This is a genomic window from Micromonospora sediminicola (assembly GCF_900089585.1).
GTDB classification, from domain to species: domain Bacteria; phylum Actinomycetota; class Actinomycetes; order Mycobacteriales; family Micromonosporaceae; genus Micromonospora; species Micromonospora sediminicola.
In genome coordinates, this window is sequence record NZ_FLRH01000003.1 from 17,127 (window position 1) to 30,538 (window position 13,412).

Here is a 13,412-nt window from a genome sequence, read left to right on the forward strand (position 1 = left end):
CCCGGCGAGTCGGCGGGCGTCGGAGTCTGGCGTACGGACGGTCCGGAAGTAGACTTCCCCCGGCACACCGATCGGCTGCCGTTGATCGCCACAGCTCAGGCCACCGTCCCCCGGCCTTGTGGCGACGGGGCCGAAGACATGCGGAAGCGCCGGTCCCCCCGGCCAGACATCTGGAGCTCACCCACTCATGCGACCTCGCGTGACCATGGTGCTCGCCATCGTGGCGGTCCTCATCGGCGGCGTCATGCTGGTCCCCGCCGCGTACGCGAAGCTCTCCGGCGGCGACGGCGGAAGCGGCGGCATCGGCGGCGGCCAGCAGGTGCCGGCGCCGAGCCCGACCGCGCCGCCGGCCCCGACGCTGGCCGACGCCCCGGTCTCGGTGAACTTCAAGGGCGAGTTCTTCTCCTGGGCCCTGATGGACCGCACCACCGGCACCGTCACCGGCGCGCAGAACATGAACCGGACCAGCTCCACCGAGTCGATGCTGAAGACCTGGATCGTCTCCGACTACCTGCGCCAGCTCGGCGACAAGGAGCCGACCGCCGCGTTGAAGAAGGCGGCGAGCCTGGCCATCCGGGACAGCAACGACGACGGCGCGAACATGGTCTACCGGGCGGCCGGCGGGTCCTACAAGGCGCAGCCCGGCAACAAGCTGAACCCGGTGCTCCAGCGGGCCGTCAAGATCTGCGGGCTGACCGACACCCGGGCCGGCACCGTCCCCGACTACCTGGGCTGGTGGAGCTTCACCCAGATGTCCCCCCGGGACGCGGTGCGGCTCGGCGACTGCATCGCCGACGGCAAGGCCGCCGGCCCCAAGTGGACCAAGTGGGTGCTCAACGAGATGGCCAACGTCCGGGGCAGCATCAAGAGCCAGCAGTTGAAGTCCGGCGGCGGCAAGTGGGGCATCGTCGACGGGCTGCCCGCCTCGATCAAGGCCCAGGGCCCGGTGCACATCAAGAACGGCTGGACCCAGCTCGTCTACGACAACAACTGGCACGTCAACTGCCTGGCGGTCACCGACAAGTGGAGCCTCGCGGTGATGATGCGCTACCCGGGCAGCGCCGGGCTCTCGTACGGCTCGAAGGTCTGCGCGAGCGTCGCCACACAGCTCGTCACCCCGCAGCCCGGCGCGGCGCTCAAGGTGCCGCAGCAACCCGTCGGGAAGCTCTGATGGCCGGCGCCCGCCGACGGCCCGGCAGCCACCGCCGGCCGCTGGCGTTCAGCGCCGTGGCCCTGGCCCTGGTCGGCCTGCTGGTCCTCTCGCTGCGGCTGGTGCCCGGCTCGCCGTTGCGGACGACCTCCACCGCACACCCCGACGTGGCCGGTGACCGGTCCACCACCCAGCCCACCGACCGCAACGCCCGACCCCGACCCGCCCCGTCGCCGTCGCTGGAGCCCCTGCCGTTCGCGGCCCAGGACCTCGACGACCTCGACCTCAAGGGCTGGTACGCCTGGTCCGTCCTGGACAAGCGGACCGGGAAGATCATCGGCTCGACGAACATGGGCGAGACGAGCACCACCGCGTCGCTGATCAAGGCGTGGGTGGTCGCCGACTACCTGCGTCGCAGCGCCGAGGCGGGCAAGACCCCGAGCGACGCCAAGCTGGCCGACGCCACGAAGATCATTCGGGACAGCGACAACACCCGGGCCCAGGAGTTCTACGAGAGCGTGGGCAGCGCGGCGTCGATCAAGCGGCTCATCTCGATGTGCAAGCTGACCGACAGCAAGGTGGCCGCCGACGGCGGCTGGAGCCGGACGCTGCTCTCCCCGCGCGACACCGCGCGGCTCGGACTCTGCATCGACGACGGCCGGGCGGCCGGACCGAAGTGGACGAAGTGGCTGCTCAACGAGATGCGGCTGGTCCGCGGCGCCGGCGACTTCGGCATCCGCAAGGCGTTCCCCGCCGGCGAGCAGAAGAAGATCGCCATCAAGAACGGCTGGATCGACCGGCAGAAGGAAAAGGAATACCACGTCAACTGCCTGGCGATCGGTGACACCTGGACCATGGGCGTGATGGTCAAGAGCCCGTTCAGCGTCGGCGGGTGGGACTACGGCATGAAGGCCTGCGAGCAGATCACCGAGGCGCTGCTGCGTCCGGCGACCTGACCCGCGCCCCGGGCACTCAGCCCTGGAAGAACTCCGGGCCGCCCGCCGGCAGCGCCGGCACCTCCCCGTACGCGGCCGCCCGGCGGGCGAACTCGCGCAGCCCGGCCACCTGCCGCTCGCCCAGCGAGAAGTCGAGCGTGCGGAAGTAGGTGGCCAGGGTGGCCGCGTCGAACGGCTCCCAGCGGGCCGCCGCCTCGGCGACCTGGTCCAGCTCGGCCAGGCACAGGTCACGCGAACGCAGGAACGCCTCGTGCACCTCCTTGACCAGGCCGGGATGCGCGGCGGCGAACTCCCGGCGTACCGCCCAGACCGCGAACACCATCGGCAGCCCGGTCCAGTCGTGCCAGGCCTGACCCAGGTCGGTCACCGCGAGGCCCTTGCCCGGCGCCTCGTACAGCGCGCGCAGCGCCACGTCGCCGATCAGCACCCCGGCGTCGGCCTCCAGCAGCATCTGGGTCAGGTCCGGCGGGCAGCGGAAGTATTCCGGGCGCACCCCGTGCCGCTCGGCGAGCAGCACCTGGGCCAGCAACACCCCGGTACGCGAGGTGGAGCCCAGCGCCACCCGGGCGCCGTCCAGCTCGCCCAGCGGTCGGGTGGACACCACGTTGACCGAGAGCACCGGACCGTCGCTGCCCACCGCCAGGTCGGGCAGGAGCAGCAGTTCGTCGGCGTGCTTCAGGAACTCCACCAGCGTGATCGGGCCGATGTCGAGGTCACCGGCGACCAGGTCGGCGCTGAGCCGGTCCGGCGAGTCCTTGTGCAGGTCGACGTCGAGCAGCGCGCCGGACCGCATCAGACCCCAGTAGATGGGCAGGCAGTTGAGGAACTGGATGTGCCCCACCCGGGGGCGGGCGATGCGGTCGGCCATGACCCGACCGTATCCCCGCCGCCCGCGCCCCGCCCCACGGGCCGGCCGGTAAGTGGTTCATGCCGCACCGGGGGGAAGGAGGGGCCCCCTGTTAACGCATTAGGTAGAGGAGGGGGCCCCTGTTAACCGCCCACCCCCGCCGGGGACGGCGCGGCGACGGGGGCGGCGGAGCGGTCGGCGCGTACCGCGCGGCGGACCGGCCCGGCGAGCCCGACGACCACCAGCAGGCCGGCCACCCCGCAGCCGGCGACCAGCGGCCGGGGCCCGGCCACCTCCAGGAGCAGGCCGCCGACCAGGAAGCCGCCCATCCCGGCGCCCTGCACCGCCGCGCCGAACACCGCGAACGCCCGACCCCGGGCCTCCTCCGGCACCCGGCGCGCCAGCAGCAACTGGTCGAAGACGTTGTTGCCCCCGTTGGCCACGCCGCCGAGCAGCCAGACCGGCACGAGCAGCCACGCCACCGGCACCGCCGCCGAGACGAGCACCGCCAGGCAGCAGCCGCCGAGCAGCACCAGCCCGGCCCCGAGCAGCGCGCCGTCGTCGACGAGCCGCCGGGCGACCCGGGCGAACACCCAGGCGCCGACCACGATGCCCAGCGTCCAGGCCCCGGTGACCAGGCCGTACACGGTGGTGGAGCTGTCCAGCGTCTCCCGGATGAAGAAGACCTCGATCACGTTGATCGCCCCGACCGCGCCGACCACCGCGGCGACGCTGCCGACCATCACCATCAGCAGCGGGTCGCGACGCAGCCGCCACGCGGGCGTGACCGCCGTCGCGGCCCCGGCCGCCGTCGACCCACGCCCACCCCGCCGGGTACGGATGAGCAACCCGGCCACCACCAGCGCGAGGTAGGTGCCCGCGTCGACGAGCAGCGGCACCCGGGTGCCGAACTGACCGACGAGCAGCCCGGCCAGCGCGGGCCCGGCGAGCGCGCCCAGGGTGCCGGCGGTCTGGTTGAGCGCGCCGGCCCGGGGCAGGTCCGCGGGTCGGACCATCACCGGCACCAGCGCGGCGAGCACCGGCTGGGTGACCGCGAGCCCCGTGGCGAGCAGCGCCACCAGCGCGATGACCAGGACCGGGTCCCGCGCGTACGCGAGCGCCACGCAGATCCCCGCCTGGACCAGGCCGGCGGTGACCAGCAGGACCCGGCTGTCCACCCGGTCGGCGAGGCGGCCGGTCAGCGGGGCGAGCGCGACCAGCGGCAGTGTGGCGGCGAGCAGCAGCCCGGAGACGGCCAGGCCACCGGCCCCGGCGGACTGGAGCGCGAGCGTGAGCGCGGTGGCCGCGAGGAAGTCGCCGCAGCTGGAGACGCCCCGGGCGGCGGTCGCCAGCCAGACGTCGGACCAGCGCGACCCACCAGATGTGAAGGACATACTTCGAAAATATTCCTTCATACCTGCGTGCGCAAGACCCCGGCTCAGTCGATCGGCATCGCCCGGTACTGCATCGCGACCTTGCGGACCCCCGCCGGGGGATCGGTCCGGGCCCGCTGCCGATAGGGCGCGATCAGCTCCTGGATCGCCCGGTTGACCTCGACCAACTCCTCCGAAGTCAGCAGCAGCACGCTGTCGCTGAGCCAGGTCGCCTCGTACCACTCGCGCGGCTCGTCCGGCGCGCGACGCAGCCAGTCCCGGACCCGCTGGGCGTCGCGCACCAGGTGCGCCTCGACCAGCGCCGCTTCGGCCGCTCGCGTGTCCGGGTCGGCGTCCGGCCCCGCGTCGACCGAGTAGGAGGCGTTCACCGCCTCCCACACCCGTTCCCGCGCGTCGCCTCGACCCGGCGCCTCCCGCACCAGGCCGAACTTCGCCAGCTCGCGCAGGTGGTAGCTGGTCGCGCTCGGCGACAGTCCGGCGATCTCGGCGCACTCCGTCGCGGTCACACCGCCCTCCACCGCGCTGAGGTGTTCCATGATCGCCATACGGGCCGGGTGAGCGAGCGCCCGCATCACCTGCGGGTCGCTGATCGTCACCCGGCGCCGCTCCGGCCGTGCCTCCGTCATGCCTCCATGATTGCCGCCCGCACGTCCCTCACGGCACTCGGGGACGACGCGCCGCCTAGGCTCTCCGCTCACCGTCGAAAGGACACCGACCATGCGGACGTCCGTCGTCATCGGCCAGGTCCCCACCGGTTGGGACCTCGCCCGCAACCTCACCGGCATCGCCCAGGTCGTGGCCGCCGCCCGGCCCGGCGACGTCGTGCTCCTGCCCGAGGGCGCACTCTCCGGGTACGCTTCGGACCTGTCACCCCTGGCGCATCTCGACCTCGACGCTCTCGAACGGGGCATCTCCCGGCTGGCCGCACTCGCCCGCGAGAATGCCGTCCACCTCTTCTGCGGCTCCCTGATGCGCGAGGGCGGCGCCTGGTGGAACACCGCCCTCTACTTCGCGCCGGACGGCCAGCGGTGGACCTACCGGAAAATCAATCTGGCGATGAACGAGCGGGACGTCCTGCGGGCCGGCGACGAACTGCCCACGCACACGCTCAGCCTCCCCGAGGGAAGGCTGGAAGTCGGCGTGCAGCTCTGCCGGGAGATCCGCTACCCGGAGCAGTGGCAGTACCTGGCGCGGGCCGGGGTGGACGCATTCGTCTTCCTGACCAACGCGGCAAGCCCTGAGGCCCCGGCCGGGCTGTGGCGAAGCCACCTGATCAGCCGGGCCGCCGAGAACCAGCGCTTCGTCTTCGCCGTGAACGTTGCCGATCCCGCCCAGCACTGTCCCAGCATGGTGGTGTCGCCGCAGGGCGAGGTGCTCGGCGAACTCGCCCCCGGACGAGTCGGCACCCTGCGCGTCACCGTCGACCTGACCCAGGCCAGCGACTGGAGCATCGGCCAGCAGCGCCGGGACGTCGTCGACCTGGTCTACCGACCGCCGTACGGGCCGGACGGGCGGGGATCCGCGCATCGCTGACCGCCGCGGGGCGGGGCATCACGCCACCTTTCACCAGCCGTAAATCGGTGGCGCCGCAGCCCGGAGGGCCGTAACGTGGACGGCCGCCCGACGGCCGCGGTGAGCACGCACCGCAGCGGACGTCCCCGCGCCGGGAGCAGGCCAACCGCCCCGGACACGCGAGCGAGCATCATGTTGAGCCTTGGGAGTTCACAGTGCCCGCAACAGACCTGGAAGACGCCACGACCCTCGACGCCGATCTTGCCGCCGAGCGCACCCACCTGGACACGTCCCGCGCCGCGTTACGCCGGATGCGGGAACGCGCCGAGGCGCTCTTCGCCACCGGCGACAAGGTGGCCGGCGACGCCTACACCGCCGAGCAGCTCGGTCGGCACATGGCCCGCCGGGTCAAGGAACTGGCCGACGACCCCACCACCCCGCTCTTCTTCGGGCGGCTCGACTTCGGCGAGGCGGACCCGGACCACGCCGGGCGGGACTACCACGTCGGGCGGCGGCACGTCACCGACGAGCGGGGCGAGCCGCTGGTGCTGGACTGGCGGGCCCCGGTCTCCCGGTCGTTCTACCGGGCCAGCGCCCGCGACCCGCAGGGCGTCGCGGTACGCCGCCGGTTCGGGTTCAGCGCCGGCGTCCTGACCAGCTTCGAGGACGAGCACCTGGACCGGGGTGAGGAACTCGGCACCGCCAGCCGCATCCTCACCGCCGAGATCGAGCGCCCCCGCGTCGGCCCGATGCGGGACATCGTCGCCACCATTCAGCCCGAGCAGGACGAGCTGGTCCGGGCCGACCTGGCCGACTCGATCTGCGTCCAGGGCGCTCCCGGCACCGGCAAGACGGCGGTCGGGCTGCACCGCGCCGCGTACCTGCTCTATCTGCACCGGGAACGGCTGCGCCGCTCGGGTGTGCTGATCGTCGGGCCGAACCGGGCGTTCCTGTCGTACATCGCGTCGGTGCTGCCCGCGCTGGGCGAGGTCGAGGTCGAGCAGGCCACGGTCGAGGACCTGGTCGCCCGGGTGCCGGTCCGCGCGGTCGACGACCCGGCCGCCGCGACGCTCAAGCACGACGTCCGGATGGCCGAGGTGCTGCGCCGCGCCGTCGATGCCCACATCGGTACGCCGACCGAGCCGATCATGGTCTCGGACGGCTCGTTCCGCTGGCGGATCGGGATCGACCCGCTGCACCGGCTGGTCGCCGAGACGCGGCAGGAGGGGCTGCCCTACGCCGTCGGCCGGGAGCGCGTCCGGGCCCGGGTGGTGGGACTGCTGCAACGCCAGGCCGAGGCCCGCCGGGCGGAGTCACCGAGCGACGCCTGGCTGCGCCGGATGAGCCGGATCAAGCCGGTCACCGACCTGCTCGACGCGGTCTGGCCGGCGCTCACCCCGGAGGGGCTGCTGCACCGGCTGCGCACCGACGCCGACGCGCTCGGCGCCGCCGCCGACGGCCTGCTCACCGCCGAGGAGCAGGAGCTGTTCCGCTCCGGGAAGGTGGCGCGGACCGCGAAGGCGACCCGGTGGACCGCCGCGGACGCGGTGCTCGTCGACGAGGTGGCCGGGCTGCTGGAACGGCCCGCCGGCTTCGGTCACGTGGTGGTCGACGAGGCGCAGGACCTCTCCCCGATGCAGTGCCGGGCCATCGCCCGGCGCAGCGAGCACGGCTCCATCACGCTCCTCGGCGACCTGGCCCAGGGCACCGCGCCGTGGGCGGCGACCGACTGGCGGGAGTCGCTGGCCCACCTGGGCAAGCCGGACGCCGCGGTGGTGCCGCTGAGCGTGGGCTTCCGGGTGCCGGCCGCCGTGGTGGCGTTCGCGAACCGGCTGCTGCCGGCGCTCGCCGTCGACGTACCCCCGGCCCGGTCGCTGCGCCACGACGGCGCGCTCGACGTGCGTACCGCCGAGGACCTGACGGCCGCGACGGTGGCCGAGGTGCGGGCGGCGCTCGCGCACGACGGCTCGGTCGGTGTGATCGCTGCTGACTCCACAGTGGACACTCTCCGCGCGGCCCTCGCCGAGGCGGGCGTCGAGACCGCGACCGCCGACGACGTCGAGGCCGCGGCGCGGGTCACCGTGGTCCCGGCGACGCTGGTGAAGGGCTTGGAGTACGACCACGTCGTGGTCGTCGAGCCGGCCGCGATCGTGGCCGCCGAGCCGCGCGGCCTGCACCGCCTCTACGTGGTGCTGACCCGGGCCGTCTCCCGGCTGGCGGTGCTGCACCGCGAGCCGCTGCCCATGCCGCTGGCCGGTTGAGCCGGACGCCGCGCCCTCCGGTCAGGCGGAGAGGGCGGCGGCGATCCCGCGCAGCGGGCGACCCGACTCGGCGATCGGCACGGTGAAGGCCAGCCAGGAGCCGTCGGTGAAGTCGACGCGCAGCCGCTTCGGGTTGAGCCGGTGCCAGCCCACCCGGGCCGAGGCGACCTCGGCGCGCGACGCCGACCAGACGACCGCGGTCCGCGCCACGGCCCGCGCGTCGTCGGCCCGGCTGGACAGCACCGTCGTCGGGCCGCTCAGACAGGCGAGAAGTCGCCGGCCGGTGACCGCCAACACGACGTCGCGGACGGCCAGCTCCGGGTTGGGCGGGTTCAGCGCGTGGCACAGCCGGGACGCGGCGGAACCGGGCGCGCCGCGTCCGGCGACCCCCCACACCACCCGGTCCACCAGCCGGTCGCCCCGGTCCCAGACGATCAGCGGGGAGATCAGGTTGAACAGCACCGCCCCGACGTGCACCCGGCCGCCGGGCGCTTCCGGCGGAGCCGCGTCCGGTGGCACGGGCGGCTGGGCGCCGTTGGCGACGCCCGCCGTCGCGTGGGCCAGCACCCGCTCGCCCGGCTCGACGAGCCGGTCGATCCGGTCGCGGTATCCCGTCTCGTCCATCGGCTCAGTATCGGTCGTGGCCGTGGCGGTCGTGGGCCCGGACCGGGTGACGCGCACCCCCGGGCACGGGGCGGTGCGACTGGCGTGCGCACGGTAGACAGAGGAGGCACATTCCCCTCCGCCCGAGGAGTCCCCCGATGATCCTGGCCCGCGCCGAACAGGTGAGCCGCCGCTACGGCGAGGTGCTGGCACTGGACCGGGTCGACCTGACCGTCCGGTCCGGGGAGCTGGTCGGCCTGCTCGGCCCGAACGGCGCCGGCAAGAGCACCCTGATCAACCTGCTGGTGGGGCTGCGCCGCCCCACCGCCGGCCGGGTCGCACTGTTCGGCGGCGACCCCCGCGACCCGGCGAGCCGACGGCAGCTCGGGGTGACCCCGCAGGAGACCGGCCTGCCCGGCACGTTGCGGGTCGGCGAGGTGGTCGACTTCGTCTCCGCGCACTTCCCCGACCCGGTGCCCCGGGGCGAGCTGCTCGACCGGTTCGGCCTCGGCGACCAGGTGCGCCGGCAGACCGGCGGTCTCTCCGGCGGCCAGCGGCGCCGGTTGGCGGTGGCGCTGGCGTTCGTCGGCCGGCCCCGACTGGTGGTGCTGGACGAGCCGACCACCGGGTTGGACGTGGAGGCGCGGCACGCGCTCTGGGAGGCGATCCGGGGTTTCCACGCCGAGGGTGGCACGGTGCTGCTGAGCAGCCACTACCTGGAGGAGGTGGAGGCGCTCGCGCAGCGGGTGGTGGTGATCGGCCACGGCCGGGTGCTCGCCGACGACTCGGTGACGGCCGTCCGCGGCATCGTCGGCGTGCGCCGGGTCAGCCTGGTCGCCGACGACCTGCCGGCGCTGCCCGGGGTGGTGGCAACCGAACGCCTCGACGGCCGGGTCCACCTGCTCACCGCCGACGCCGACCAACTCGTCCGGGACCTGGTCACCGCCGGCGTGGCGTTCCGCGACCTGGAGGTCCGCCCCACCTCGCTGGAGGAGGCGTTCCTCGCCATCACGGCCGACGACCGGCCCGCGCCCACCCCCGCCGTCTAGGAGACCGCCGTGCCGCTCGCCCTCGTCCACGCGCGCTACCAGCTGATGGAGATCCTCCGGGTCCCGGTGGCCGTGGTGGGGAGTGCGTTCTTCCCCGCCGCCTCGATGCTCTTCTTCGTGGTGCCGTTCGCCGGCGACGACCCCACCGGTGCCAGCTACGCCACCGCCGCCATGGTCACGTTCGCCGTGATGACCGCCAACATCTTCCAGTACGGCGTGGGTGTCTCCGAGGATCGCGACCAGCCCTGGAACCCGTACACCCGGACCCTGCCGGCCGGGCCGGCACCGCGGCTGGCCGGGCGGATCCTGGCCGGCCTGGTGCTGACGTACCTGTCGATGGTCCCGGTGGTGGTGATCGCCGCGGTGGCGACCGCGGCCCGGGTGACCGCGCCGCAGTTCCTGCTCGGGCTCGGCGCCGTCGCCGTGATCTCGGTGCCGTTCACGCTGCTCGGCCTCTCGATCGGCTACTCGCTGCCGAGCAAGGCGGCGATCGTGGTGGCACAGGTGGTCTTCTTCCCGCTCGCCTTCGGCGGCGGCCTGCTCTCCGGGCCGGACGACGCACCCGGTTTCATCAAGGCGATCGCCCCCTACCTGCCGACCCGGGGCGCCGTCGAGCTGATGTGGGCGGCCGTCACCGACTGGCAGCCCGATCCCCGGGCGCTGGTGATGCTGGTGGTCTGGGTGGTGGCGCTCGCCGCGGTGGCCGGTTGGGCCTACCGGCGGGACGAGGGTCGCCGCTTCAGCTGACCTTTTGTCCGGTTCCGGCCCGAGGGTCGATCCGACGGTGCCACGATGCCGGCAGGCGGGCCAGTGGGGGCCGCCCCGGCGAGAGGGGCAACCGTGAACGGCGTCGAGCCCGGCACGCCCTGCTGGACCGACCTGGCCACCCCCGGCCTGGAGGACGCGAGACGGTTCTACCCGCAGCTGTTCGGCTGGACCGGACGGGTCTCGACCGAGCCGGACGCCGGCGGCTACACGGTCTTCCGCAAGGACGGCAAGGCCGTCGCCGGCGCCGGCCCGCCCGCGATGCCGGACCAGGTGCCGATCTGGTCCACGTACGTGGCGACCGACGACGCCGACCTGGTGGCCACCCGGGTCGAGGCGGCCGGCGGGCAGGTGGTGGTCTCCCCGTTCGACGTCGCCGGGCAGGGCCGGATGGCGGTGCTCGCCGACCCGGCGGGCGCGGTGTTCAGCGTCTGGCAGCCGATGGCGATGCGCGGGGCGGAGCTGTTCAACGTGCCCGGCGCCATGTGCTGGAACGAACTGGTCACGCCCGACCCGGAGGGCGCGCGGGAGTTCTACGCGCTGGTCTTCGGCTGGCATCCCGAGGAGCGACCGACCGGGCCGGTCGCCTACGTCGGGTGGCGCTGCGGCGCCCGCATCGTCGCCGGCATGCTGCCGCAGGCCGAGCCGCTGCCGGCCGACCTGCCGGCGTACTGGACGGTCTACTTCGCGGTGGCGGACGCCGACGCCACGGCGGCCCGGGCCACCGAACTGGGCGGCACGATCCTCGTCCCGCCCCGCGACAACCCGGCCGGCCGCAGCGCCGCCCTCCGCGACCCCCAGGGCGCCCTCTTCTCCGTCTCCACCCTCCGCTGACCGCCCCCGTGTAAGGAAGGGCCCCTTCTTAACAGGTGGCGTTAATAAGGGGCCCCTCCTCTACCGGAGGCGTTAATAAGGGGCCCTTCCTTCTACCGCCGGCGGAGCGGGACCACGTGCGGCCCGTGCGGGCCGGGGATGACGCGGACGTGGGCGCGGTAGTGGAGGCCCAGGAGGTGCTCCGTGAGCACCTCCTCGGGCGGGCCGGCGGCGGCCACCCGACCGTCGGCGAGCAGCACCAGCCGGTCGGCGTACTCGCCGGCGATGGAGAGGTCGTGCATGGTGGCGAGCACGGTCAGATCGTGCTCGCGGCGGAGCTGGTCGACCAGCTCCAGCACCTCCTGCTGGTGCCCGATGTCCAACGCGCTGGTCGGCTCGTCGAGCAGCAGCAGCGTGGCGCCCTGGGCCAGGGCCCGGGCCAGGAAGACCCGCTGCCGCTCCCCGCCGGAGAGGGTGGCCAGCTCACGTCGGCCGAATCCACCCAGGTCCAGCCCGTCCAGCACGTCGTGAACGGCGGCGAGGTCGGCGGCCGACTCGCGGCCCAGCGGCGGGATGTACGGGGTGCGCCCCAGCAGCACGTAGTCGAAGACCGACATGCCGGCCGGCACCACCGGGGACTGCGCCACGGTGGCCACCACCCGGGCCCGGTCACGGCGACGCAGCGCGCGGATCGGCGTACCGAAGAGGGCGACCTCGCCCGCGCCGGTGAGCAGACCGCCGACGGCGCGCAGCAGGGTGGACTTGCCGGCGCCGTTGGGTCCGATGACGGTGACCCACTCGCCCACCGCCACAGTCAGGTCGACGCCGGCCAGGATCGAGCTGCCGCCCAGCTCGACCCGCAGGTCCCGGACCCGCACCGCGGCGGCGGGCTCGGCCTCCCCGGCTCGCGAGCCCGGCTCACTCCACGCGCTCATTGCCCCACCCGACGGGCGGTACGCAGGATGAGGACGAAGAACGGTCCGCCGAGCACCGCGGTGACCACGCCGATCGGGATCTCGGCGGGGGCGGCGGCGGTGCGGGCGACCACGTCGGTCAGGGCCAGGAACGCGCCGCCGAAGAGCATCGACAGCGGCAGGATCACCCGGTGGCTGGCGCCGGCGAGCAGCCGGACGGTGTGCGGCACGATGATGCCGACGAAGCCGATCAGGCCGGACGCGGACACGGCGGCGGCGGTGCCGAGCGAGGCGGCGGCGATCAGCAGGTAGCGGGAGCGCTGCGGGTGCAGCCCGAGGCTGCTGGCCTCGTCGTCGCCGACGGAGAGCACGTCCAGCTCGCGCCGGTGCAGCAGCACCACCACTGCGGTGAGCGCGAAGTAGGGCAGCACCAGCCGTACGTCGTGCCAGCCGGCGGTGGCGAGCCGGCCGAGCAGCCAGGAGTAGACCTGCTGGATGGTGTCGGAGTGCTGTTGCAGCAGGTAGGTCTGCCCGGCGGAGAAGAACGCCGAGACCGCCACCCCGGCGAGGATAAGGGCGGCCGGTGAGCGGTCCCGCCCGCCGGCCGCGCCGAGCAGGTACGTCAGCACGACCGCGCCGAGCGAGCCGACGAACGCGGCGAGCGGGATGGTGACCGGCAACCCGGTCAGCGCGCCGCCGGCCCCGGCGCCGAGCACGATCGCCACGGTGACCGCGAACCCGGCCCCGGCGGCCACCCCGAGCAGGTACGGGTCGGCCAGCGGGTTGCGGAAGACGCCCTGGTAGCAGCCGCCGGCCAGGGCGAGCAGCGCGCCGACGAGCAGGCCGAGCACGACCCGGGGCAGCCGCAGCTCGGTGACGATGGCGACCTCCCGCTCGGTGAGCCCGCTGTCCAGGTGCACGCCGGGCAGCAGGTTGAGCAGTTCGGCCGCGACGCTGCCGGGCGGCAGGTTGACCGGGCCGAGCGAGACGCCGGCCACGAGCGCGACCAGGACCGCGGCGAAGCCGGCGAGCAGCCACCGCTTGCGCAGCCCGGCCGGCCGGGCCGGCAGCTCCGCCGCGCCGGAGCGTGGTCCGACCCGGCGGGGTCCGGGCAGCCGGCCGCCCGGCCGGGACGCGTCGGGCGTCCC

Annotated in this window: 13 protein-coding genes; 7 read left to right on the forward strand and 6 right to left on the reverse strand. The window is 74.0% G+C overall.

The genetic code is table 11. The features are described from left to right. The first annotated feature begins 187 nt into the window (after positions 1-187). On the forward strand, positions 188-1,171 hold the full coding sequence (locus GA0070622_RS00435) for a hypothetical protein (protein ID WP_091565173.1): 984 nt from the start codon (positions 188-190) through the stop codon (positions 1,169-1,171). After that, a complete protein-coding gene (locus tag GA0070622_RS00440) occupies positions 1,171-2,106 on the forward strand; it encodes a serine hydrolase (RefSeq protein WP_091565176.1) in 936 nt (311 codons plus the stop codon). Before GA0070622_RS00435 ends, GA0070622_RS00440 begins: the two co-directional genes overlap by 1 nt. Before the next feature lie 16 nt (positions 2,107-2,122). Here GA0070622_RS00440 and GA0070622_RS00445 read toward each other — a convergent pair whose 3' ends face one another. The 3 genes from GA0070622_RS00445 to GA0070622_RS00455 form a co-directional block, all read right to left on the reverse strand. Then, entirely contained in the window at positions 2,123-2,974 is an 852-nt protein-coding gene (locus tag GA0070622_RS00445; RefSeq protein WP_091565178.1) for a menaquinone biosynthetic enzyme MqnA/MqnD family protein, read from the reverse strand. 122 nt (positions 2,975-3,096) lie between these two features. Next, positions 3,097-4,347, reverse strand: a complete 1,251-nt coding sequence (locus tag GA0070622_RS00450) for an MFS transporter (protein WP_091565179.1) — start codon at positions 4,345-4,347, stop codon at positions 3,097-3,099. Positions 4,348-4,391: 44 nt separating this feature from the next. Then, a complete protein-coding gene (locus GA0070622_RS00455; protein WP_091565180.1) occupies positions 4,392-4,973 on the reverse strand; it encodes a winged helix-turn-helix domain-containing protein in 582 nt (193 codons plus the stop codon). A gap of 91 nt (positions 4,974-5,064) precedes the next feature. Between GA0070622_RS00455 and GA0070622_RS00460 the strand changes: the two genes are divergently transcribed. Beyond that, the gene (locus tag GA0070622_RS00460) at positions 5,065-5,880 is read left to right on the forward strand and encodes a carbon-nitrogen hydrolase family protein (protein WP_091565183.1); all 816 of its coding nucleotides are present in this window, start codon (positions 5,065-5,067) and stop codon (positions 5,878-5,880) included. Between the two features lie 194 nt (positions 5,881-6,074). Then, positions 6,075-8,120: a HelD family protein gene (locus GA0070622_RS00465; RefSeq protein WP_091565187.1), complete on the forward strand. Its 2,046-nt coding sequence runs from the start codon at positions 6,075-6,077 to the stop codon at positions 8,118-8,120. A gap of 21 nt (positions 8,121-8,141) precedes the next feature. Here the strand turns inward: GA0070622_RS00465 and GA0070622_RS00470 are convergent, their stop codons facing one another. Then, the gene (locus GA0070622_RS00470) at positions 8,142-8,744 is read right to left on the reverse strand and encodes a hypothetical protein (RefSeq protein ID WP_091565190.1); all 603 of its coding nucleotides are present in this window, start codon (positions 8,742-8,744) and stop codon (positions 8,142-8,144) included. A 137-nt stretch (positions 8,745-8,881) separates the two neighbouring features. Between GA0070622_RS00470 and GA0070622_RS00475 the strand changes: the two genes are divergently transcribed. From GA0070622_RS00475 to GA0070622_RS00485, 3 genes are read left to right on the forward strand one after another with little or no spacing between them, the layout of a single operon-like run. Then, a complete protein-coding gene (locus GA0070622_RS00475) occupies positions 8,882-9,772 on the forward strand; it encodes an ABC transporter ATP-binding protein (RefSeq protein WP_091565194.1) in 891 nt (296 codons plus the stop codon). A gap of 9 nt (positions 9,773-9,781) precedes the next feature. Continuing rightward, on the forward strand, positions 9,782-10,519 hold the full coding sequence (locus tag GA0070622_RS00480) for an ABC transporter permease (protein ID WP_091565198.1): 738 nt from the start codon (positions 9,782-9,784) through the stop codon (positions 10,517-10,519). Positions 10,520-10,564: 45 nt separating this feature from the next. Beyond that, the gene (locus tag GA0070622_RS00485) at positions 10,565-11,371 is read left to right on the forward strand and encodes a VOC family protein (protein ID WP_425412750.1); all 807 of its coding nucleotides are present in this window, start codon (positions 10,565-10,567) and stop codon (positions 11,369-11,371) included. Between the two features lie 92 nt (positions 11,372-11,463). On the opposite strand, the gene GA0070622_RS00490 is transcribed toward GA0070622_RS00485, so the two are convergent. Together GA0070622_RS00490 and GA0070622_RS00495 are read right to left on the reverse strand one after the other, a co-directional pair. Next, positions 11,464-12,285, reverse strand: coding sequence for an ABC transporter ATP-binding protein (locus GA0070622_RS00490; RefSeq protein ID WP_091565208.1), 822 nt, complete (start codon positions 12,283-12,285; stop codon positions 11,464-11,466). Beyond that, positions 12,282-13,379, reverse strand: coding sequence for a FecCD family ABC transporter permease (locus GA0070622_RS00495; protein ID WP_091576675.1), 1,098 nt, complete (start codon positions 13,377-13,379; stop codon positions 12,282-12,284). Before GA0070622_RS00495 ends, GA0070622_RS00490 begins: the two co-directional genes overlap by 4 nt. Between the last annotated feature and the right edge of the window lie 33 nt (positions 13,380-13,412).

Bases quoted from the DNA above. Each gene is read 5' to 3' on its own strand.
- GA0070622_RS00435 (WP_091565173.1), top strand. From the start codon at position 188: ATGCGACCTCGCGTGACCATGGTGCTCGCCATCGTGGCGGTCCTCATC.
- GA0070622_RS00440 (WP_091565176.1), top strand. From the start codon at position 1,171: ATGGCCGGCGCCCGCCGACGGCCCGGCAGCCACCGCCGGCCGCTGGCG.
- GA0070622_RS00445 (WP_091565178.1), bottom strand. From the start codon at position 2,974: ATGGCCGACCGCATCGCCCGCCCCCGGGTGGGGCACATCCAGTTCCTC.
- GA0070622_RS00450 (WP_091565179.1), bottom strand. From the start codon at position 4,347: ATGTCCTTCACATCTGGTGGGTCGCGCTGGTCCGACGTCTGGCTGGCG.
- GA0070622_RS00455 (WP_091565180.1), bottom strand. From the start codon at position 4,973: ATGACGGAGGCACGGCCGGAGCGGCGCCGGGTGACGATCAGCGACCCG.
- GA0070622_RS00460 (WP_091565183.1), top strand. From the start codon at position 5,065: ATGCGGACGTCCGTCGTCATCGGCCAGGTCCCCACCGGTTGGGACCTC.
- GA0070622_RS00470 (WP_091565190.1), bottom strand. From the start codon at position 8,744: ATGGACGAGACGGGATACCGCGACCGGATCGACCGGCTCGTCGAGCCG.
- GA0070622_RS00475 (WP_091565194.1), top strand. From the start codon at position 8,882: ATGATCCTGGCCCGCGCCGAACAGGTGAGCCGCCGCTACGGCGAGGTG.
- GA0070622_RS00485 (WP_425412750.1), top strand. From the start codon at position 10,565: ATGCCGGCAGGCGGGCCAGTGGGGGCCGCCCCGGCGAGAGGGGCAACC.
- GA0070622_RS00490 (WP_091565208.1), bottom strand. From the start codon at position 12,285: ATGAGCGCGTGGAGTGAGCCGGGCTCGCGAGCCGGGGAGGCCGAGCCC.